The following is a 20019-nucleotide window of genomic DNA, read 5'->3' as shown; positions in this document are numbered from 1 at the left end:
GTTTGGTATGGGTGCAATTGGCAGTCTTGTTCGCGCTTGTACCCGCACGGCGGACGCAAGTCCGGATCACGCGGCAGCGTCGAGGTAAGCGGCGCGCACCTGCGGATCGTTGAGCAAGTCCTGCCCGCTGCCTTCGAGCACGACGGCGCCGTTTTGCAGCACATAGCCGCGGTGCGCGATCCTGAGTGCCTGGCGGGCGTTTTGTTCGACCAGCAAAATGGTCAGGCCGAGTTCGCGGTTGAGCGCTGTGATCGTGTGGAAAATGGTGCGGATCACGAGCGGCGCGAGGCCGAGCGAGGGCTCATCGAGCAGCAGCAAGCGCGGCGAGCCCATCAGCGCGCGCCCGATCGCGAGCATCTGCTGCTCGCCGCCCGAGAGCGTGCCCGCGCGCTGCGTCTGCCGCGCTTCGAGGATGGGAAAAAGCGCGAACACGTGGCGCAGCCCTGTTTCGGCATCGTGGGCGCCGCGGGTGCCGCGCGCGGCGCTCATGCCGACCAGCAGGTTTTCGCGCACGCTCATGCGCGCGAAGATGCGCCGGCCTTCGGGCACGAGGGCGATCTGGCGCTGGGCGATGTGGTGCGGCGGCAAGGCGGTGATGTCTTCGTCGGCGAGCACGATGCGGCCGCTGCTGGCGCGCGGCATGCCGAAAATGGTGGTCATCAGCGTTGACTTGCCGGCACCGTTCGCGCCGATCAGCGTGACGATTTCGCCGGCGCGCACCTGCAGATCGACGCTCTTGAGCGCCTGGATGGCGCCGTAGTGGGCGCTGACGCCCTGCAACTCAAGCATTGCCCACCTCGACGTCGGGTTTTTCTTCCTCGGCGTCTTCGGCTGCACCAAGGTAGGCGGCGATGACTTCGGGGTCGTGCTGCACGTGCTGCGGTGCGCCTTCGGCGATCTTGCGGCCGAAATTCATCACGACCACGTGGTCGGAGACGTTCATCACGACATTCATGTCGTGTTCGATGAAGAGGAGCGTCAGGTGGTGCGCGTCACGCAGGCGCAGCAGGAGCGCGTTGAGCTCGGCCGACTCCTTGGGATTCAGCCCCGCCGCGGGCTCGTCCAGGCACAGCAGCTGCGGCTCGGTGCACAGGGCGCGCGCAATCTCCACGCGGCGCTGCGTGCCGTAGGGCAGCGCACCGGCGGGCAGGTCGGCGTATTGCGTCAGGCCCAGTTCGGCTAGCCAGCGGCGCGCGCGCTCGAGCGCCGCCTGCTGCGCGCGGCGGTAGCCCGGCGTGTGCAGAAGGCCCGCGAGAGAGAAGCGCGCGGCGCGCTGCAGTTCGCGGTGCTGCGCGACCAGCAGGTTTTCGAGCACGGTCATGCCGGCAAAGAGCCGGATGTTCTGGAAGGTGCGCACGATGCGCGCCTCACGGGCGATGCGGTGGCCTTGCAGGCGGGTGAGTTCCTGTTCGCCCTCTGCGGTATGGAGCACGATGCGCCCGGCGCTCGGGCGGTAAAACCCTGTGATGCAGTTGAACAGCGTGGTCTTGCCCGCGCCGTTGGGGCCGATTACCGCCGTGATGCGTCCGCGCGGCACTTCGAGCGAGAGGCCGTCGATGGCCGTGATGCCACCAAAGCGCATCACGAGCTGCTCCACCGTCAGTAGCGGCTTCATGCGGCGCCCTTACGTGCCGGGGCGAGGCGTACCGTGGGTTCGCGCCGCGCGAGCAGCCCCGTGGGTTTCACGGCCATGATGGTCACCATGGCTGCACCGAAAACGAGCATGCGGTAGTCGGCGAACTGGCGCCCGACTTCGGGCAGCACGACGAGCACGGCTGCGGCCAGCACCACACCGAGCTGCGAGCCCATGCCGCCGAGCACGACGATCGCAAGAATGGTGGCGGATTCGCCGAAAGTGAAGCTCTCGGGCGAGATGAAACCCTGGCGCGCTGCGAAGAAGACACCGGCAAAGCCCGCAAGCATGGCCCCCATCGCGAAGGCGGAGAGCTTGATGCGCGTGGTGTTGAGGCCCAGCGCCTTGCAGGCGATTTCGTCTTCGCGCAGGGCTTCCCAGGCGCGTCCCACGGGCAGCACGCGCAGGCGCGTGACGAGCGCATGCGTAAGCAGTGCCAGCGCCACGATCAGGTAGTAGAGGAAGACGATGCGGTGCATGGGCGAGAAATCGAGCCCGAAGAATTCGTGAAAGGTTCGGCCCCCGGCACTGCTGCGCGCGAACGGCAGGCCGAAAAAGCTCGGGCGCGGAATGCCGCCTATGCCATTGGGGCCGCCTGAAAAGGAGGTCCAGTTGAGCAGGATGATGCGGATGATCTCGCCAAACCCCAGCGTGACGATGGCCAGGTAGTCGCCGCGCAGCCGCAGCACGGGGTAGCCGAGCAGGATGCCGAACACCGCGGCCAGGGCCCCGGCCACCGGCAGCGCTGCCCAGAAGCTCCAGCCAGGCTGCGTGGAGAGCAGTGCGTAGCTGTACGCGCCGACCGCATAGAAGGCCACGTAGCCCAGATCGAGCAGGCCCGCGAGCCCGACCACGACGTTGAGCCCCCAGCCGAGCATCACGTAGATGCCGAGCGTGGTCGCGGTGTCGATGACATAGCGGTTGCCTGGCAGCAGCAGCGGCAGCAGCAATGCAAGCCCGAGGATCGCGCCCGCGCTGGCGCGGCGCACTGCGGTGTGCCCGCGCGTGGGCACAAGGCGCTTCGCAGGGCGACGCTGCTGCCAGAAGTCGATACCGGCGCGCAGCAGCAGCCTTGTGAAAAACACGAGCAGCAGCGTCCACCCCAGCGCGCCCCAGCGTGTTTGCACGACCAGTGCGCCGCCGTCCTCTGCGGTGCGCAGGCCGATGAAGGGCAGGGCGAGCAGGCCGCCGAGCACCGTGACGGCGAACGCATCGCGCAGGCGCGCCGGCAGCGCAGCGGTGGACGAAGGTGCGGGCGATGGGGGTGTGGCAGAGGCGGCCGCCATCAGACCTTCTCCACGTCCGGCTGCCCGAGCAGGCCGGTGGGACGCAGCAACAGCACCAGCACGAGGATCGTGAAGGTCGCCACGTCTTTGTATTCGGGCGACAGGTAGGCCGACCAGAAGGCTTCGACCAGACCGATGATGAGCCCGCCGAGCATCGCGCCGGGGATGGAACCTATGCCGCCCAGCACCGCGGCGGTGAAGGCTTTGATGCCCGCGACGAAGCCTATGGTGAAGTCGATCACGCCGTACTGCAGCACCGCGAGCATGCCCGCCACCGCGGCCAGCGCTGCGCCCAACACGAAGGTGAGCGAGATCGTCCTGTCGACGTCGATGCCCAGCAGCGCCGCCATCTTCGGGTCTTGTTCGCAGGCGCGTTGCTGACGGCCGAACGCAGTGCGCGCGATCATCCAGCCGAAGGCTGCCATCACCAGCACGGTGAGAACCACCGTGGCGAGCTGCACCCAGCCCAGGGTGACGCGAAAGTCCGCCGCCGCCCACAGTGTGATGTCTCCCTGCCACAGCGGCGGGATGGACTTGATGCGCGCGCCCTGCGTGAGCTGCACGTAGTTTTGCAGGAAGATCGACATCCCGATCGCCGAAATCAGCGGCGCGAGCCGCGGTGCGCCGCGCAGTGGCCGGTAGGCGATGCGCTCCACGGCCCAGCCGTAGAGCGCGGTGAACGCCATGGCCACGAGCAGCATCGCCAGCAGTACGAGCGGCGTCGGCCCCAGGCCGAGGCCCGCGCAGAGCACATAGACCAGCACGGCCATGAAGGCGCTGACCATGTAGATCTCGCCGTGCGCGAAGTTGATCATGCCGATGATTCCATAGACCATCGTGTAGCCGATTGCGATCAGGCCGTACATGGCCCCGAGCGTGAGGCCGTTGATCAGCTGCTGCAGTGCGTAAGCCAACGGCCTGCTCCGTTTCTTGAAGCGATGCGAAGCGGCTTACTTGGCGTAGTCGTAGCTGCCGCCGGTCCACTTGTAGACGGCAAACGCAGGCGTTTTGAGGTCGCCCTTGGCGTCGAATTCGAGCGTGCCGATGGCGGTATCGAACTTGCCCTGGCGCAGTGCCGGCTCGAGCTTGGCGCGCTCGACGCCGCCGGCCTTAGTTACGGCCTGCTGGAACAGCTGCAGCGCCGCGTAGGCGTAGAGCACGTAGCCTTCGGGCTCGATCTTGGCCGCGCGGAAGCGCTCGACGATCGCGGCTGCCTTGGGGTTCTTGCGCGGGTCGGGCGTGAACGTGAAATAGACGCGGTCAGCGAGTTTGCCCGCAGCCGTGACGAGTTCCGAGTTGGTCATGGTGTCGCCGCCGAACACCGTGAGCGGCAGACCGATCTGGTCGGCCTGGCGCAGCAGCAGGGCGACTTCGGTGTGGTAGCCGCCGTAGGCGAGCACATCGACGCCGGCATTCTTGAGGCGCGTGACCATGCCCGAATAATCCTTTTCGCCGGCAGTGATCGATTCGCGCAGCACGGGCGTCTTGCCGTGAGCCTTCATGGCCTTGGCGATTTCGTCGGCAAGGCCCTTGCCGTAGGCGCTTTTATCGTCGAGCACCGCGACCTTCTTGTCCTTGAAGTGGCTGGTGATCCACTGGCCGATCATTGCGCCCTGCTGGTCGTCGCGGCCCATGATGCGGAAGATGTTTTTCAGCCCGCGCTCGGTCACCTGCGGGTTGGTTGAGACGGTGGCCATCAGGATGTCGGCGTCGTTGTAGATGTCGGACGCTGGAATGGTGGAACTCGAGCACCAGTGACCGTGCACGAACTGGATTTTCTTGTTCACGAGTGCGTTCGCGGCAGCGACGGCCTGCTTCGGGTCGCAGGCGTCGTCGCCGTATTCGAGCCTGATCTTCTGCCCGAGCACGCCGCCTTTGGCGTTGATGTCGGCGGCGGCTGCCTCGGCTCCTTTCTTGATCTGGTCGCCGGCCGAGGCGTACTGGCCGGTAAACGGGCCAGCGACGCCGACGAGCCAGTCGGCATGGGCCAGCGGCGCGGCAAGGCCGGCAGCAAGGCAAGCAAGACGGATGGTGCGCAGCAGGGACATGGGCTTCTCCTGGGTTTGGGGTGAAAATGGCAGTAGAGGCAATCGCATCAAGCGCAAGGCGCTATTGGGGACATAGCATAACGGTTTCTCGATCAGAAATACATTGGGGTTTGCCGGGGGCGTGGCTCAATCCTCCAGCGTCATCAGGCTCGCGTTGCCGCCCACCGCGGCGGTGTTGACGCTGATGCTGCGCTCGCGCGCCAGGCGCTCGGGGCGGTAGGGCGGGGTGAGCAGCGGCACGATCGGGCCGGGGCGTTCGGCGAGCCGTTGACGCCACGCCATAGCGGGCGCGGCCTCGCCCTCGAAGAGCAGCAGGTCTATGGGTTCGGCGAGCAGGTCTTCGCTCAGGCGGCAGCACGCTTGCAGTGCTGCGGGCAGGGTGCGCCAGATTTTCTGCGCTTGCGCCTGGGCAGGCCAGACGAGCGGCGCGCAGCTCGCGACAGTGGCCACGAGCTGCGCGGCGTAGCCCGCGGGCGTGGTGGCGATGCCGCCGATGAGACGGCGCGGCAGCAGGCGCAGCCGGTTGTCCTCGCCCGTGGGGCCGGGCAGGGGGAGTTCGAGAGGGGCGAGCACATGGGCCAGGTGAAATTTGAGCAGCGCCAGGAGCCGTTGCCGCTCCTCAGCGCCGAAAAGCACCTCGCCCTGCGCTTCGAGCCAGTCACGCAGCGCTGCTACGTCCGGGGCTTCGGCCGGGCGCCGCGCCTGGGCAAAATGCGGCGACTGAGCCTGCGCGAGCAGCCGCAGCAGGTACAGCGGCCCGCCCGCTTTGGGTCCGGTGCCCGAGAGCCCCTCGCCGCCGAAAGGCTGCACGCCCACCACCGCGCCGATGAGGTTGCGGTTGACGTAAAGGTTGCCGACCTGGGCATGCTGCGCGACGTATTCCACCGTGGCGGCTATGCGGCTGTGCACGCCCATCGTCAGTCCGTAACCTGTGGCGTTGATTTCTTCGAGCAGGGCGTCGAGCGCGTTGGCGCGAAAGCGCTGCACGTGCAGGATGGGGCCGAAGTGCTCTCCGCCTATGGACTCGATGCTATCAATTTCAATAACCGTGGGGGCGACGAAGGTTCCGGCGGCGCAGCCGGGCGGCGGCTCCAGTCTGTGCACGCGGTAGCCGGCGCGGGCCATGCGTGCGACGTGCGCTTCGAGTGCCGCTTTGGCCTCGACATCGATCACCGGGCCGACGTCGGTGCGCAGTTCGCGCGGGTCGCCCAGGCGCAGCTCGCGCAGCGCTCCGAGCAGCATGCCCAAGGTCTTGTCGGCGATTTCTTCCTGCAGGCACAGCACGCGCAGCGCCGAGCAGCGCTGCCCGGCCGAATTGAAGGCCGAGGTGAGCGCGTCGGCCACCACCTGCTCGGTGAGAGCGCTCGAGTCGACGACCATCGCGTTGAGGCCGCCGGTCTCTGCGATCAGCGGCACTTCCTCGGCGCGCGCGGCGAGCGTGCGCTGGATGGCACGTGCCACGGCGGTGGAGCCGGTGAACATGACGCCGCGGATGCGTGGGCTGGCCACCAGGCGCGCCCCCACCGTCTCGCCGCGCCCCGGCAGCAGCTGCAGCGCTTCGCCCGGGATGCCTGCTTCGTGCAGCAGGCGCACGGCCTCGAAGGCGGTGAGCGGGGTCTGCTCGGCGGGTTTGGCGAGCACGGCATTGCCCGCCGCGAGAGCCGCCGCGATCTGGCCGACGAAGATAGACAAGGGAAAGTTCCACGGGCTGATGCACACCACCGGGCCCAGCGGTCGGGGATTTCCGGGCGCAAGGCAGCGCATCTCGGCGGCGTAGTAGCGGCAGAAATCGACGGCTTCGCGGATCTCGCCCACAGCGTCGGCCCAGGTCTTGCCGGCTTCGCGCACGATGAGGGCAAACAGTGCGTCGCTGTGGGCTTCGAGCGCGTCGGCGGCCGCTTCGAGCCGCTGCGCGCGCTCTTGCGGCGAGGTCTCGCCCCAGCGGGCATGGGCGGAGGTTTCGAGGGCCGCTTCGATCGCCGCTGCGTCGGCCTCGATCGCCGCACCGAGCAGGTCGGACACATCGGCCGGGTTGCGGCAGGACAGCCCGACGGCTCCTGCGCGCGCCGTTCCGCCCACGAGTGGGGTGGCCGTACGCGTGATGGCGGCCTCGGCGGCGATGCGCGCTGCGAGCCGCTGCTGCGTGCTGCGATCGGCGAGATCGAGTCCCAGCGAATTGCGCCGCTGTGGGGCGAAAAGTTCGGGCGGCGCAGGGATGCGGGGGTGTGGCGCGCCGCCGAGTGCCTGGGCGCGCGCCACCGGGTCGGCGAGCAGCGCTGTGAGCGGCACGTCGGCCGCGATGCGGTTCACGAAACTGGTGTTGGCGCCGTTTTCCAGCAGGCGGCGCACGAGATAAGGCAGCAGCGTCTCGTGGCTGCCCACCGGGGCGTAGATGCGCACCTGGCGGTACCGCTCGGGGTGACCCACGAGCGATGCATAGAGCGGCTCGCCCATGCCGTGCAGGCATTGGAATTCATAGTCGCCAGGGCGCCAGCGCGCGCCGGCCAGGTGAAAGATCGCTGCGAGCGTATGCGCATTGTGCGTGGCGAATTGGGGGTAGACCACGTCGCGCGCGGCCAGCAGCCGCCTGGCGCAGGCGAGGTAGGAGACGTCGGTGTACACCTTGCGCGTATAGACGGGGTAGCCGGTGAGCCCATCGACCTGGGCGCGCTTGATCTCGCTGTCCCAGTAGGCGCCTTTGACGAGGCGCACCATCAGGCGCCGCCCCCGGGCCCGCGCCTGCGCCACGAGCCAGTCGATCACCAAGGGCGCACGTTTCTGGTAGGCCTGCACGACGAAGCCGAGCCCGTCCCAACCGGCGAGCTCGGGATCGGCGAGCGCCGCTTCGAGCAGGTCGAGCGAAAGCTCGAGCCGGTCGGCTTCTTCGGCGTCGATGTTCAGGCCGATGTCGTAGCGTTTGGCGAGCCGGCACAGCTGCAGCAGGCGCGGCAGCAGCTCGGTGTGCACGCGCTCGGGCTGGGACCAGTGGTAGCGTGGGTGCAGGGCGCTCAGTTTCACCGAGATGCCGTTGCCGCCGACCACGCCGCGCCCGGCGTCGCGCCGGCCGATGGCGTGGATGGCATGTTCGTAGTCGGCTAGGTAACGCTCGGCGTCTTGCGCCATCATCGCTGCTTCGCCCAGCATGTCGAAGGAGTAGCGAAAGCCTTGCTTTTCGAGGGGCTGCACGCGCGCTAGCGCTTCATCGATCGTGCGGCCGGTGACGAAGGTCTCGCCGAGCAGGCGCATGGCCAGATCCAGCCCCTTGCGCACCAGCGGTTCGCCGCCGCGTGCGAGCAGGCGCGTGAGGGCGGAAGACAGCACCCTTTCCTCGACGATCGCCGCGAGCTTGCCGGTGACGAGCAGGCCCCAGGCTGCGGCATTGACGAAGATCGAGCGGCTGTGGCCCAGGTGCTCGCGCCACTGGCCGTGCGCGAGCTTGTCGCGGATGAGGGCATCGCGCGTGGCGACGTCGGGGATGCGCAGCAGCGCCTCGGCCAGGCACATGAGCGCCACGCCCTCGCGGCTCGAAAGGCTGAATTCGGCCATCAGCGCGGCCACGCCGCCTTGCTTGAGTTGTTTGTCGCGCAGCGTCTGCGCGAGTTCCCTGGCGAGCTGCTCGACGTGCGGCAAAAGACCGGCCGGCCAGGCGCTTTCTGCGACGCGCGCCGACACGCATTCAGGCTCGGGCGCGCGCGTGGCCGCGGCGATCGCGTCGCGCAAGCGGTCGGTAGCGGAGGCGGGCAGGAATGCGGGGGGCATCGACTGAATCCTGGCTGAGCGGTCGCAATGCAGGGTTGGGCGAAAATCGCCTGTGCGACATCGTGCAAAGACATGCAAAATTCGTGCAAGCTACACATGGCATGGCCAGCCCGCCGCCGTGTGCGATATGCCTTGGCATGGCACCTTCAATTTCCAGTTTTCGACTTTCTCAACGGACGAAAGACTCTCTCGCATGGCCATCCAATGGTTCCCCGGCCACATGCGCAGCACGCAAAAGGCGATCGCTGCGCGCATTGCGGACATCGACGTGGTGATCGAGCTGCTCGATGCGCGCCTGCCGGGCTCGAGCGCGAACCCTTTGCTCGCCGAGCTCACGGGCCACAAGCCCACGCTCAAGGTGCTGAACAAGCAAGACCTCGCCGACCCCGAGCGCACACAGCAGTGGCTCGCGTGGTACGGCGCCCAGCCCGGCACGCGCGCGCTCGCGCTCGACGCAGCGGACGCGGCGCCGGCCAGGCGCCTGATCGAAGGCTGCCGCGCGCTCGCACCGCAGCGCGGCGGCTTGGCCAAGCCCCTGCGCGTGCTGGTGTGCGGCGTGCCCAACGTGGGCAAGTCCACCCTGATCAACACCTTGAACGCCAAACGCCAGGCAAAGACGGGCGACGAGGCCGGCATCACGAAGCAGGAGCAGCGCATCACGCTCGCCGACGACTTTTATCTGTGGGACACACCGGGCATGCTCTGGCCGCGCATCGCCGTGCCGCAAAGCGGTTTCCACCTGGCCGCGAGCGGCGCCGTGGGCCGCAACGCCTACGACGAGGAACTGGTGGCGCTCGAGCTGCTGCGCCGCCTGCAGCCGCACTACGCCTACTTGCTCGAAGCGCGCTACCGGCTTGGCCTCGCGCCCGCGGCGCTCGCGGCATTGCCCGACGAAGAACTGCTCGAAGCCATAGGCCGCAAGCGCGGCGCCGTGATGGCAGGCGGGCGCGTGAGCCGGCAAAAGGCCGCCGAGATCGTGCTCAACGACTTTCGCAGCGGCGTGCTGGGCCGCATCACGCTGGAGACACCCGAAGAATTTGCTGCCTGGCAGGCCGCGGCTGCGCTCGAAGATGCGCAGCGCGCGGCGCGCAAGGCAGCGCAAAAACGTCGGCCCCGCCCATGACAGCGCGGCCGACGCAGGCCAATTCAACTTATGCCAAAGCCTTCGCGTACTCGGCCTTGAGCTCGCGCTTGAGCAGCTTGTTCGCGGCGCTGATGGGCATCGAAGTGCGAAAGAAGATGCGCTTGGGCGTCTTGAAGCCGGCCAGGCGCTCGCGGCAGTATTCGATCAGTTCGGCCTCGGTGACGGTGCTGCCGGCGCGCGCGATCACGGCCGCGGCGACGGCCTCACCCCAGCGCTCGTCGGGCAGGCCGAACACGGCGCACTGCATGACGGCGGGGTGCGTGCCGAGCACGCTTTCGACCTCCTGGCAATAGACGTTTTCGCCGCCGCTCTTGATCATGTCCTTCTTGCGGTCGGCAAAGAAGTGGTTGCCTTCGGCGTCGCGGAACATGACGTCGCCCGTGTGGAACCAGCCGCCGCGGAACACACGCTGGTTGGTTTCTTCGTTCTTGTAGTAACCCTTCATCACCGCCGGGCCGCGCACGATCTGCTCGCCGGCCGTGCCTATGGGCACGTCCTTGTCCTCGTCATCGACCAGGCGCAGCTCAATGCAATAGGCTGCGGGCCAGCCGACCCAGCGGCCGTCGCCGTTGGGCATTTCGTCCCAGCTGCCGATGCTGCCCACCGTCTGGGGCGCGGCGGTGGTTTCGCTCATGCCCTGGCCTGAGTAAAAGCGCAGATGCGGCGCCACTTGCTTCCACCCATCGATCATGGCTTTGGGTATGGTCGAGGCCCAGCTCACAAACTTGCTGGCGCTGCTGAGGTCGCAGGTCTTGAAATTGGGGCAGGCAATCATCGCCACGTACAGCGTGGGCGGCAGCGCCGTCGCCGTGATGCGGTGGCGCTCGATCAGCTCGATCATTTGCACGGGCTGGGGCGACTGCGTCATCACGATGGTGATCTGGTGGGTCAGGCACAGCGTGCAAAAAAGGTACGCGGCCATGTGGATCAAGGGGATGCTGACCAGAAAGCGGTCATCCTTGGAATAGCCGATGTTCATCGACCAGCCCAGGTGCGCCGCGTAGTAATTGGCGTGCGTGGAGAGCACGCCCTTGGGCGCGGATTCGGTGCCGCTCGTGAAGAGCAGCGTGGCCACGTCATCGCTTTCGATGAGCACCTCAGGATCGTGCGTGGGGCCGGGCAGCAACTCGTCAAAGGCCATCCAGCCCGCAGGGCGGCTCGGGCTCGGGCCGAATTGCACGAACTGCTGCACGCCGGTGAGTTTGTCGAGCACGGGAGACATGTTGCCCAGTAAGGCATCTTCGACGAAGAACCACTTGGTTTCGGAAAAGGTGATCAGATGTTGCACGTCGGGCGGCTGCAGCATGAAGTTGATCGGCACCAGCCAAGCGCCGATCTTGTGCAGCGCGTAGCCGAGCACGAGGAATTCGATGCTGTTGCGCGAAAGCGCGGCCACCTTGTCGCCCTTGGTGATGCCGCGTTGCATGAGGTTGTGCGCCACAGCGTTGGCCCTGCGGTTGAGCTCGGCGTAGGTGACGCTGCGGCTTGCGCCGTCGGTGGTGTAGTAGATGATCGCGGGCTTGTTCGGCGCCGTGAGGGCCGAGCGGCGCAGGCTGTCGCCGAGGTTCTGGCGGCGCAGCAGGTTCATTTCGAGCGCGGTGATGCTCATGGGGTTTGTCTCCTTGGAACGATGGATCGAGGCCCGTCTGCAGCGATGGTTTTGTGGTGTTGTGTGCAGACCAGACCATTCTAGGGATGGAAAAGGATTTGATCCAATTTCGGCCAGCACGCAAGCGTGCCCTCGGAACCTATCGTGCAGCCACGGTTATGATCGCTGCACACCGCGCGACGTTGCGCGCCGCTGCGGCCCATCTGCCCGTAGCTCAACCGGATAGAGCAATAGCCTTCTAAGCTATAGGTCGGGGGTTCGAGTCCCTCCGGGCAGGCCAGACGGGTTTCCCGCCGTGTTTTTATCGCGTCTTCGATCCTCATTCAAAGGGACGCGCATGGGTGCCGCAATGCACACGCTTCTGGATCTTGTGAGCCTGTCGGCGGTGGCGCTCGATCTGCTGGTTGCCCAGCAGGGGCCGCCACAGGGTATCGCAGCTCGCCAGCGTAGGCGATTGCAGCGATTGCTCGATGCAGCGCTGCGTGGCTCGCGCTTTTACCGAAACCATTGGCCTGCGGGGACGCGAGCCGATACGCCGCTGGCAGCGCTGCCGATGGTGACGCGCGGGCAGTTGATGGCGCGATTCGCCGACTGGGTGACCGACCCCCAGTTGGAGCTCGAGGCCCTGCGCGCGTTCACGGCCGACCCGCAACGCATTGCCGAGCCTTGGCTCGGGCGCTACCTGGTGTGGGAGAGTTCGGGCACTAGCGGCGAGCCCGGCATCTTCGTGCAGGACGCGCAAACGATGGCGGTGTACGACGCGCTCGAAGCCCTGCGCCGCGCGCCACCGCAGGCGTTGCGGCGCTGGTTCGACCCCTGGTACCTGAGCGAGCGCAGTGCTTTCGTCGGTGCCACGAGCGGGCATTTCGCGAGCTATGTGTCGTTTCGGCGCCTGTGCGCACTCAACCCCTGGCTCGCGGCCACCATGCGCAGCTTTTCCATCCAACAGCCCGTGGACGAGCTGGTGCGCGCGCTCAATGATTTCGCGCCCACGGTGCTCGCCACCTACCCCACAGTGGCGAGCGTGCTGGCCGACGAGGCCGCGCAGGGCCGCTTGCGCATAGCGCCGCGCGAAATCTGGCTCGGCGGCGAAACCCTGGGCGCCGCAGCGCGCGCGCACATTAGCGCGGCCTTGGGCGGCGTGGTACGCAGCAGCTACGGCGCATCGGAGTTCCTTTCCATGGCCTGGGAGTGTGCGCACGGTCAGTTGCATTTGAATGCCGACTGGGTGATCCTGGAGCCGGTGGACGAGCTTTTCCGTCCCGTTCCTGCGGGACAACCTTCATGCAGCGTGCTGCTGACCAATCTGGCGAACCATGTGCAGCCGCTGGTGCGCTGCGACCTCGGCGACCAGGTCACGCTGCATGCAGAGCCCTGCGCCTGCGGCTCGCCGCTGCCTGCGCTCACGGTGCAGGGACGTCAGGACGAGCCGCTGGTGATGGCAGGGCGCGACGGCCGGCCCGTGACCTTGCTGCCGATGGCGGTTTCCACTGTGCTCGAAGAAGAGGCTGGCGTATTCGACTTTCACCTGCGCCAGCTAGACGCGCACACGCTGGTGCTGCGCCTGGGCCTGCAGGGTGCGGACGGGCAGGCGGCGATGGAGCGATGTCGCGCCGCGCTCAAGGCATATGCTGCGGCACAAGGCGTGGAGCGGCTGTGCGTGCGCGGCGAACTGGGGCAGGCCATGCCGCGTGGCCGCAGCGGCAAGGCTTGCCGCATCGTGGCGCGTGCGATGCCGTGAAAGATGCCTGATTTTGCCCATGCGCCCCGCGCCACCCATGGTGGTCAGCCGGTGCGTTGGGCCAGCGTGGGTTGTGGCGGCGCGTCCCACAGGACGAAGCGGTTGCGTCCCGCTTGTTTGCCTGCGTACATGGCCTGGTCGGCGCGCTGTAGCGCGGAGCTGAGGTCATCGTCGTCCTGCACCTGTGTCAGACCGATCGTGACGCTGAGGGCCAGGGGCTCTTTTTGCGGCAGGGGCATCAGTGCGGTGCGTACCGCTTCGAGCAGCCTTTGCGCGGCATGCTGGACATCTTCGGCGCCGCGTGTCTGCAGCAGAACGACGAACTCCTCACCGCCGAAACGATAGATCGGCTCATTCCCCCGGATGTTTTTTCGCAGGGTGCGCGCCAGATGGCGCAGTGCCTGATCGCCCACCTGATGGTCGAGGCGATCATTGACCTGCTTGAAATGATCGACATCGATCATTGCAAGATAAAACGCATTTTGGTTGCGCCGGCAGGCTTTTTGGAATTCGCAAAAATCGTGTTCCAGGCCATAGCGCAGCGGCAGTCCGGTGAGTGGATCATGCCGGATCGCATCGGTGATGAGGCGCGCCTTGAGCGCCGTGAGCAAGCGTATCAATTCGTCCTGCGCCTGCTCGAAAGCATCCATCTGCGCGGCCGGTACGGTTTGTCCTGCCAGCTCCTGTTCCATGATGGCGCGGATCGCATCGTGCATGCGACGGTGGGCGGCTTCCAGTGCTTTCGCTTTGTGCGGATTGATGGTTTGCAGCAGGTTTGCATGGGACTGCAGCCATTGCCCGAGCTGGCAAATTTCGTGTGCCGCAGGCTCCAGCACGTCTGCGCCGGGTGCAGTGTGCGTCAGGGCGCTGCGAAAAACCCTTCGCCCCCAGGCGAGGTGCGCGTTGAGTGCCTCGTCGAGCGCGCGGATCATGGATTCGTACTGGTATTGCATAGGCATGCTTCGGTCGGTCGTTTCCATTCAGCTTTGCAAGGTTGCGCGCAGGGCCTGGGCATCATGGGGACGCACGACACGTGCCAGCTCGGTTCCTGCGCGCAGATAAATCAGCGTAGGCCAGAGTTTGACGCCGAAGCTGCGCCCCAGCGGTTGGCCGCGCCCGTCTTCGATCTTCAGGTGCTCGACTTCGGGGTGTTCTTGCAACACCGTTTCGATCAGGGCTTGGGCCGCCTGGCAATGGGCGCACCAGGGGGCACCGAACTCCAGCAGCACCGGGCCGGGCAGGGCATCGACTTCGACACGTGTCGGGGGATGGGTCAAGTAGTGTGGGTTGTAAGGCATTCCATTTCCTCCTGTTCAATATCGTGAGCCGTTGGCAAATGTTTTTCTTGATGCAGGTCATGCCTGCACGGGTGTGTTCGCCATAGCTCTTTTTTGGGGAGTGACACAGGCGCGTCCATTCATGCAGCAAAGGGTTTTTCAGACGGAGGATGGGCGCACGGTATGGATTCGAGCGCGTGCAGCTCTGCCAGGGTGTTGGCATTGGCAAACGCGCGCGGGTCGTCGCCGGGCTGGTCGAAGGGCACGAGGACGCAGTGCTGGTGTCCGGCCCAGGCCGCGATCTTGCGGCCGCCGCCGCGCATGTAGGCTTCGAGGCTGGAGCGCAGGCGCGTCGGCAGCAGACAGAACACGGGTTGGGCGCGCAGGCGGGGCGGGGCGGGGCTGGTGTCCGTCGGCAGTTCGGGTGCTGCAGCCATGGCCATGTCCGCACCCGTGCGCGCGAGCGCCGCGGCCATGCGCGCCGCGAGGTCGGGGGGGAACAGCGGGGTGTCGCAGGGCACGGTGAGCAGCCAGGGGGTGCGGCAATGCGCGAGGCCGCTCAAAAATCCAGCAAGTGGTCCGGCGTAATCGGGCTGGCCAGCCGGTGAGGCATCGGGCCAGACGGGAACGCCAAAGGCCGCGTAGGCGTCGAGATTGCGATTGGCGCTGAGCATGCACGCACCTACCTGCGGCTGTAGGCGTCGCAGTGCATGCAGTGCCAGCGGAGCGCCGCGAAAGTGTTGTAAGCCCTTGTCCAGCCCGCCCATGCGCGCCCCCTGGCCACCGGCGAGCACCAGGCCGGTGATGTCCGAAGTTTGAATTTCCATGGCGCACTTGTGTGGGTTGCATGGGCGATTGGGGTGCCTTTTGCTCCGGGAGGCGGCGCACTGCCATGGGTCAGCTCAGCCGCCGATGTAGCTCATCTCGACACGCCGTGCGCCTTGGGCGGGTGCGGCTGGCAAGGTGCTGCGCAGTTCGGAGTAGCGCTCGCTGCGGCCCTGCCAGATGGCCGCGATGGCCGCGGCGATGGTGACGTCGTCGGCGCCCGAGCGCAGCAGGCTGCGCAAGTCCCAGCCTTCATGGGCAAAAAGACACAGGAAAAGCTGGCCTTCGGTGGACAGGCGCGCGCGGTTGCAGTCGCGGCAGAAGGCGCGTGTGACGCTGCTGATGAGGCCGATCTCGCCCAGCGTCGGGTCGTGGCGGCCTTGCGCGTCGGCGTAACCCCAGCGCTCGGCGGTTTCGCCGGGGGCGCTGGGCGGCAGCGGCACCAGCGGCAGCTCGGTGCGCAGGCGCGCGAGCACTTCGGCGGACGGCAGCACTTCGTCCATGCGCCAGCCGTTGCTGTTGCCCACGTCCATGTATTCGATGAAGCGCAGCGTCACGCCGCTGCCGCGAAAGTGTCGCGCCATGGGCAGGATTTGCTGGTCATTGGTGCCGCGCTTGACCACCATGTTGACCTTGATGCGTGTAAAGCCCGCCTGTTGCGCCGCGGCGATGCCGGCAAGGACTTCGGCGACGGGAAAGTCCACGTCGTTCATGCGCCGAAACACCGCGTCGTCGAGCGCGTCCAGGCTCACGGTGAGGCGGTCGAGGCCCGCGTCTTTCAGTATCTCGGCCTTGCGTGCGAGCAGTGCGCCGTTGGTGGTCAGGGTCAGTTCGGGGGCGCGGCCATCGGCGGTGCGCAGCGCCGCGAGTTGGGCGATGAGCTCCTCCAGCCCCTTGCGCAGCAGTGGCTCACCGCCGGTGAGGCGGATCTTGCGCACGCCGTGCGCCAGGAACAGCCGCGCGAGGCGGGTGATTTCCTCGAAGCGCAGCAGTGCGCTGTGCGGCAGGTAGGGGTAATCCTTGCCAAACACTTCTTTGGGCATGCAATAGCTGCAGCGGAAGTTGCAGCGATCGGTGACGCTGATGCGCAGATCGCGCAACGGCCGCCCGAGCAGGTCGCGCAACTCGCCTGTGGGCACGGTAGAGATCGAGGGGATGGTCGCTGGCCGCACCCGCTGACGCCAATCGAGCACGGGAATGATGCGTTCTGACATGGCTGACATTATCGTCATGGCCGGCGCAGGGGTACCCATGCTATTTTCCTGTTAGGGTTATGGCTGCGCGCTTTCTTGCTATCGGTACGCTGTTGCCGGTGCGTGACTGCGGCGCATCTTCACATCCCTTCGAGGACAGCATGTCCGCACCTCCTTCGCCCCTGTCGCCTCCTGAATCGACCGCACCGCGGACGCGGCTGCATCCCGACGTGCTGAAGCTCGGCTTCGTGAGCCTGCTCACCGACGTGAGCTCGGAGATGATTTTTTCAGTGTTTGCGGTGTTTTTTACCACCGTGGCCGGGGCCTCGAGCGCGCTGCTCGGGTTGATCGAGGGGCTCGCGGATTTTTCGGCCTCGTCGCTCAATTACCTCTCGGGCTGGCTGTCGGATCGCAGCGGGCAGCGCAAGTGGTTTGCGACGGCGGGTTACGCCTTTTCGACGCTCGCGAAGATGATTTTGCTCGTGACTTCGTCGGTCACGGGGCTGGCGGTGTTTCGCGTCGTCGAGCGCCTGGGCAAGGGCTTTCGCGGGCCGCCGCGCGATGCCTGGCTGTCGTCGATCGCCGCGGCGGACAAGCGCGGCTACGCGTTCGGTGTGCACCAGGCGCTCGACAAGGCCGGTGCCGTGCTCGGGCCGCTGCTGGCCTACGCGTTGCTGCGCTGGCTGGGCGAATCGGCCGATACCTACCGCATTTTGTTCTGGGTGGCTTTCGTGCCCGCAGTGCTCAGCGTGCTGCTGCTGTTGCGGGTGCCAGACCAGCCCGGCGTACCGCACGCGCGCGAGAGCTTGCGCGCGAACTGGCGCCTGCTGAGCGCCGGTTTCAAGCGCTATCTGGTGCCGGCCGGGGTGTTTGCGCTGGCGTATTTCAGCCTGGGTTTCATTTTGCTGCGCGCCCACGCCCTCGGGTTTGGCATGGGTGGCGTAGTGCTGTTGTATGCGCTGTTCAACGCCACCTGTGTGCTCGCGGCACCGCTGGTGGGCAAGCTCGGCGACCGGGTGGGGCGCAGCCGCATCGTGCTGCTGGGCTACCTGCTGTATGCGCTCATCAATCTGTGGCTGGTGTGGGCGGCCAGCCGTTGGGAATTGGTCGCGGTGCTGGCCGTCTATGGGGTGTTTTATGCGATCGACGAATCGCAAAGCAAGGCGTTCATCGCCGACCTCGAACCCGAGCGGCGTGCGACGGCCGTCGGCATTTACAACTTCACCACGGGTCTGTTGTATCTGCCGGCTTCGCTCATGGCCGGTGCGCTGTGGGCGTGGGCGCCGGCGTGGGCCTTTGCCGTGGCGGCGGTATTGGCGTTGGCCGCGATGGGGGTTTTTGCCTTGCTGCGCCCGGCCCGGGATGCTGCGGCAGGGCGATGAGATTTTTACGCACGAAGTTGGCATGGACACAAAAGCGCATACCTCCCCAAACCATCAAACGCATTACACGCGTGCAGATCTCGTGCGCATCGCCATGGCCGTCATGCGCGAGCGTGGGCTCGAGCCCGAGTTTCCGCCCGCGGCATTGCACCAGCTCGAAAGCATCCGCGGCCCTGGCCGCGATGATGATCCGCATATCCGCGACCTCACGGCACTGCCCTGGTGCTCGATCGACAACGACGATTCGCGCGATCTCGATCAGCTCACCGCCTGCGGCGAACTGGGCCGTGGCGCCGTCAAGATTTTCGTTGCCGTGGCGGACGTGGATGCGCTGGTCAAGAAAAATTCGCCGCTCGATGTGCACGCGCGCACCAATACGACGTCGGTGTACACCTCGGCGCGTGTGTTTCCTATGCTGCCCGAGCGTCTGAGCACCGACCTGACCTCGCTGAATCCGCACCAGACGCGCCTTGCGATCGTGACCGAGATGGTCGTCGATCCCTCGGGGGTCGTGACACATTCCACCGTGCACCGTGCGCGCGTGCGCAACCAGGCGCAGCTTGCCTACGACAGCGTTTCTGCATGGCTCGAAGGCCATGCTCCTTTGCCCGAGGCGGCACGTGTCGTACCTGGGATGGACGCCCAGCTGCGCATCCAGGACGCCGTGGCGCAGCGCCTGCGATCGCGCCGGCAAGCGCAAGGCGCGCTGGACTTCGAGACCTTTCAGCCGCGCGCCATCTTCGAAGGCGACCGTGTGGTGGACATCCGCCAGCAACCGCGCAACCGCGCACGCCAGCTCATCGAAGAATTCATGATCGCAACCAATGGGTGCACGGCGCGTTTTTTGCAGCGCAACGGGGTGGCCTCGCTGCGGCGCGTGGTGCGCACGCCCGAGCGCTGGCCACGCATCGTCGAGGTTGCCGCCGAATACGGCACGCGGCTTCCCAAGCGTCCCAGCTCGCGCGCTTTGCAAAAGTTTTTGGCGCAGCAGTGCAAGGCAGACCCGTTGCGCTTTCCCGACCTGTCGCTGGTCATCGTCAAACTCATGGGCTCGGGCGAATACGTGGTCGAGGATCCGCACGGCGAGCCCATCGGCCACTTTGGCCTTGCGGTGCAGGACTACACGCACTCGACCGCGCCGAACCGCCGTTACCCCGATTTGCTGACCTTGCGCATGGTCAAGGCGCTGCTGATGGCCCGGCACCCGCCCTATGGCCGGGCCGAGTTGCATCTGCTGGCAGCGCATTGCACGCGGCAGGAAGACGCGGCACGCAAGGTCGAGCGCAGCGTGCGCAAGTCCGAGGCTGCGCTTTATCTGCAAGACAAGCTGGGCGAAGTCTTCGACGCGCTGGTCACCGGGCGCAAGCCCGGCGCGACCTGGGTGCGCGTGCTCACGCCACCGATCGAAGGCCTGCTCGTCGCAGGCAACCCCGGCCTGGAAGTGGGGCACAAGATCCGCGTGAAGTTGGTAAGCACGAACGTCGAGCGCGGCTTCATCGACTTCGCACAGGTGCCCTGAGTCCTGTGGTAGAAATGCTATGTATTTGATTGCGAAAAGCGGTATATAAAATGGCCTTATAGCCATTTATTTGCCTGCGCCATAAGCTAGTTTAATGATAGTGAAATAACAACATCTCAGCGAAAATTCGCACGCCTCATTGCAATGATTCAATAATCGTTGAATAATTGCGGCATGGAAAAGACCACCGCCATCGCCGTGTTCGAATCGCTCGCCTCGGGCGTGCGCCTGGACGTGTTCCGCTTGCTCGTGCGCCAGGGCCCGGCGGGGCTCGTGGCGGGCGAGATCGCCGCCGCGCTCGAATTGCCCGCGACCAATCTGTCGTTCCACCTCAAGGCGCTGACGCAGGCCGGGCTGCTGACCGTTGCGCAGGAGGGGCGCTACCAGCGCTACCGCGCCAATCTGGCGCTGATGCAGGAGCTGATTCATTACCTCACGGCCGAATGCTGCATGGGCCAGCCCGCGCAGTGCACGGAGTTGGACGCCGCGGCGGACTGCGCCGATTGCGCCACGGCGCCTGCGACGGTTTGAGCCTGCCGCGCAAGGGGTTTTTTTACCCGTCAAATCGGCATCTGGTGCTTGCCCAGAAAGCGTGGACAGCTC

16 protein-coding genes and 1 tRNA gene are annotated in these 20019 nt (G+C 66.3%); 6 read left to right on the top strand and 11 right to left on the bottom strand.

Going from position 1 to position 20019, the window contains the following annotated elements:
- Window positions 1–66 precede the first annotated feature (66 nt).
- The 6 genes from DFR45_RS01150 to putA form a co-directional block, all read right to left on the bottom strand.
- Entirely contained in the window at window positions 67–789 is a 723-nt protein-coding gene (locus DFR45_RS01150; RefSeq protein ID WP_114481863.1) for an ABC transporter ATP-binding protein, read from the bottom strand.
- On the bottom strand, window positions 782–1615 hold the full coding sequence (locus DFR45_RS01145; protein ID WP_114481862.1) for an ABC transporter ATP-binding protein: 834 nt from the start codon (window positions 1613–1615) through the stop codon (window positions 782–784). Before DFR45_RS01145 ends, DFR45_RS01150 begins: the two co-directional genes overlap by 8 nt.
- Window positions 1612–2919, bottom strand: coding sequence for a high-affinity branched-chain amino acid ABC transporter permease LivM (gene livM, locus DFR45_RS01140; protein ID WP_114481861.1), 1308 nt, complete (start codon window positions 2917–2919; stop codon window positions 1612–1614). The genes DFR45_RS01145 and livM overlap by 4 nt, the downstream gene beginning before the upstream one ends.
- On the bottom strand, window positions 2919–3833 hold the full coding sequence (locus DFR45_RS01135; RefSeq protein WP_114481860.1) for an ABC transporter permease subunit: 915 nt from the start codon (window positions 3831–3833) through the stop codon (window positions 2919–2921). The genes livM and DFR45_RS01135 overlap by 1 nt, the downstream gene beginning before the upstream one ends.
- Before the next feature lie 36 nt (window positions 3834–3869).
- Window positions 3870–4967, bottom strand: coding sequence for a branched-chain amino acid ABC transporter substrate-binding protein (locus tag DFR45_RS01130; RefSeq protein WP_114481859.1), 1098 nt, complete (start codon window positions 4965–4967; stop codon window positions 3870–3872).
- A 126-nt stretch (window positions 4968–5093) separates the two neighbouring features.
- The gene (gene putA / locus DFR45_RS01125) at window positions 5094–8726 is read right to left on the bottom strand and encodes a bifunctional proline dehydrogenase/L-glutamate gamma-semialdehyde dehydrogenase PutA (protein WP_114481858.1); all 3633 of its coding nucleotides are present in this window, start codon (window positions 8724–8726) and stop codon (window positions 5094–5096) included.
- 193 nt (window positions 8727–8919) lie between these two features.
- On the opposite strand from putA, the gene ylqF reads away from it, so the two are divergent.
- Window positions 8920–9849, top strand: a complete 930-nt coding sequence (gene ylqF / locus DFR45_RS01120; protein ID WP_114481857.1) for a ribosome biogenesis GTPase YlqF — start codon at window positions 8920–8922, stop codon at window positions 9847–9849.
- A gap of 28 nt (window positions 9850–9877) precedes the next feature.
- Here ylqF and DFR45_RS01115 read toward each other — a convergent pair whose 3' ends face one another.
- Window positions 9878–11479 carry an AMP-binding protein gene (locus DFR45_RS01115; protein WP_114481856.1) on the bottom strand — a complete coding sequence of 534 codons (1602 nt, stop codon included), beginning with the start codon at window positions 11477–11479 and terminating at the stop codon, window positions 9878–9880.
- 203 nt (window positions 11480–11682) lie between these two features.
- Between DFR45_RS01115 and DFR45_RS01110 the strand changes: the two genes are divergently transcribed.
- Both DFR45_RS01110 and DFR45_RS01105 read left to right on the top strand, forming a co-directional pair.
- Window positions 11683–11759 (top strand) — tRNA-Arg (locus tag DFR45_RS01110).
- A 69-nt stretch (window positions 11760–11828) separates the two neighbouring features.
- On the top strand, window positions 11829–13220 hold the full coding sequence (locus DFR45_RS01105; protein WP_114482180.1) for a phenylacetate--CoA ligase family protein: 1392 nt from the start codon (window positions 11829–11831) through the stop codon (window positions 13218–13220).
- A gap of 44 nt (window positions 13221–13264) precedes the next feature.
- Here the strand turns inward: DFR45_RS01105 and DFR45_RS01100 are convergent, their stop codons facing one another.
- The 4 genes from DFR45_RS01100 to moaA all read right to left on the bottom strand — a co-directional run bounded on the left by DFR45_RS01100 (window position 13265) and on the right by moaA (window position 16536).
- Window positions 13265–14152: a diguanylate cyclase gene (locus tag DFR45_RS01100; protein ID WP_199755293.1), complete on the bottom strand. Its 888-nt coding sequence runs from the start codon at window positions 14150–14152 to the stop codon at window positions 13265–13267.
- Window positions 14153–14200: 48 nt separating this feature from the next.
- On the bottom strand, window positions 14201–14518 hold the full coding sequence (locus DFR45_RS01095; RefSeq protein ID WP_114481855.1) for a thioredoxin family protein: 318 nt from the start codon (window positions 14516–14518) through the stop codon (window positions 14201–14203).
- Between the two features lie 119 nt (window positions 14519–14637).
- Window positions 14638–15324 (bottom strand): molybdenum cofactor guanylyltransferase MobA, encoded by a 687-nt coding sequence (gene mobA / locus DFR45_RS01090; protein WP_114481854.1) that lies wholly within the window; start codon window positions 15322–15324, stop codon window positions 14638–14640.
- Window positions 15325–15399: 75 nt separating this feature from the next.
- On the bottom strand, window positions 15400–16536 hold the full coding sequence (gene moaA / locus DFR45_RS01085) for a GTP 3',8-cyclase MoaA (RefSeq protein WP_114481853.1): 1137 nt from the start codon (window positions 16534–16536) through the stop codon (window positions 15400–15402).
- A 140-nt stretch (window positions 16537–16676) separates the two neighbouring features.
- Between moaA and DFR45_RS01080 the strand changes: the two genes are divergently transcribed.
- The 3 genes from DFR45_RS01080 to DFR45_RS01070 all read left to right on the top strand — a co-directional run bounded on the left by DFR45_RS01080 (window position 16677) and on the right by DFR45_RS01070 (window position 19947).
- Window positions 16677–17897 (top strand): MFS transporter, encoded by a 1221-nt coding sequence (locus tag DFR45_RS01080; protein WP_114482178.1) that lies wholly within the window; start codon window positions 16677–16679, stop codon window positions 17895–17897.
- Between the two features lie 94 nt (window positions 17898–17991).
- The gene (locus DFR45_RS01075; protein WP_242005147.1) at window positions 17992–19416 is read left to right on the top strand and encodes an RNB domain-containing ribonuclease; all 1425 of its coding nucleotides are present in this window, start codon (window positions 17992–17994) and stop codon (window positions 19414–19416) included.
- 174 nt (window positions 19417–19590) lie between these two features.
- Window positions 19591–19947 carry an ArsR/SmtB family transcription factor gene (locus tag DFR45_RS01070; protein ID WP_114481852.1) on the top strand — a complete coding sequence of 119 codons (357 nt, stop codon included), beginning with the start codon at window positions 19591–19593 and terminating at the stop codon, window positions 19945–19947.
- Window positions 19948–20019 lie beyond the last annotated feature (72 nt).

Origin of the sequence: Extensimonas vulgaris, assembly GCF_003337425.1 — a bacterium.
Classification (GTDB): Bacteria; Pseudomonadota; Gammaproteobacteria; order Burkholderiales; family Burkholderiaceae_C; genus Extensimonas; species Extensimonas vulgaris.
This window is presented reverse-complemented; position numbering and strand designations above follow the sequence as displayed.

Excerpts from the sequence above, each read along its gene's own strand:
- DFR45_RS01150 (WP_114481863.1), bottom strand. The coding sequence starts at position 789 with ATGCTTGAGTTGCAGGGCGTCAGCGCCCACTACGGCGCCATCCAGGCG.
- DFR45_RS01145 (WP_114481862.1), bottom strand. The coding sequence starts at position 1,615 with ATGAAGCCGCTACTGACGGTGGAGCAGCTCGTGATGCGCTTTGGTGGC.
- livM (WP_114481861.1), bottom strand. The coding sequence starts at position 2,919 with ATGGCGGCCGCCTCTGCCACACCCCCATCGCCCGCACCTTCGTCCACC.
- DFR45_RS01130 (WP_114481859.1), bottom strand. The coding sequence starts at position 4,967 with ATGTCCCTGCTGCGCACCATCCGTCTTGCTTGCCTTGCTGCCGGCCTT.
- putA (WP_114481858.1), bottom strand. The coding sequence starts at position 8,726 with ATGCCCCCCGCATTCCTGCCCGCCTCCGCTACCGACCGCTTGCGCGAC.
- ylqF (WP_114481857.1), top strand. The coding sequence starts at position 8,920 with ATGGCCATCCAATGGTTCCCCGGCCACATGCGCAGCACGCAAAAGGCG.
- DFR45_RS01115 (WP_114481856.1), bottom strand. The coding sequence starts at position 11,479 with ATGAGCATCACCGCGCTCGAAATGAACCTGCTGCGCCGCCAGAACCTC.
- DFR45_RS01105 (WP_114482180.1), top strand. The coding sequence starts at position 11,829 with ATGCACACGCTTCTGGATCTTGTGAGCCTGTCGGCGGTGGCGCTCGAT.
- DFR45_RS01100 (WP_199755293.1), bottom strand. The coding sequence starts at position 14,152 with ATGATCCGCGCGCTCGACGAGGCACTCAACGCGCACCTCGCCTGGGGG.
- DFR45_RS01095 (WP_114481855.1), bottom strand. The coding sequence starts at position 14,518 with ATGCCTTACAACCCACACTACTTGACCCATCCCCCGACACGTGTCGAA.
- mobA (WP_114481854.1), bottom strand. The coding sequence starts at position 15,324 with ATGGAAATTCAAACTTCGGACATCACCGGCCTGGTGCTCGCCGGTGGC.
- moaA (WP_114481853.1), bottom strand. The coding sequence starts at position 16,536 with ATGTCAGAACGCATCATTCCCGTGCTCGATTGGCGTCAGCGGGTGCGG.
- DFR45_RS01080 (WP_114482178.1), top strand. The coding sequence starts at position 16,677 with ATGTCCGCACCTCCTTCGCCCCTGTCGCCTCCTGAATCGACCGCACCG.
- DFR45_RS01075 (WP_242005147.1), top strand. The coding sequence starts at position 17,992 with ATGGCCGTCATGCGCGAGCGTGGGCTCGAGCCCGAGTTTCCGCCCGCG.
- DFR45_RS01070 (WP_114481852.1), top strand. The coding sequence starts at position 19,591 with ATGGAAAAGACCACCGCCATCGCCGTGTTCGAATCGCTCGCCTCGGGC.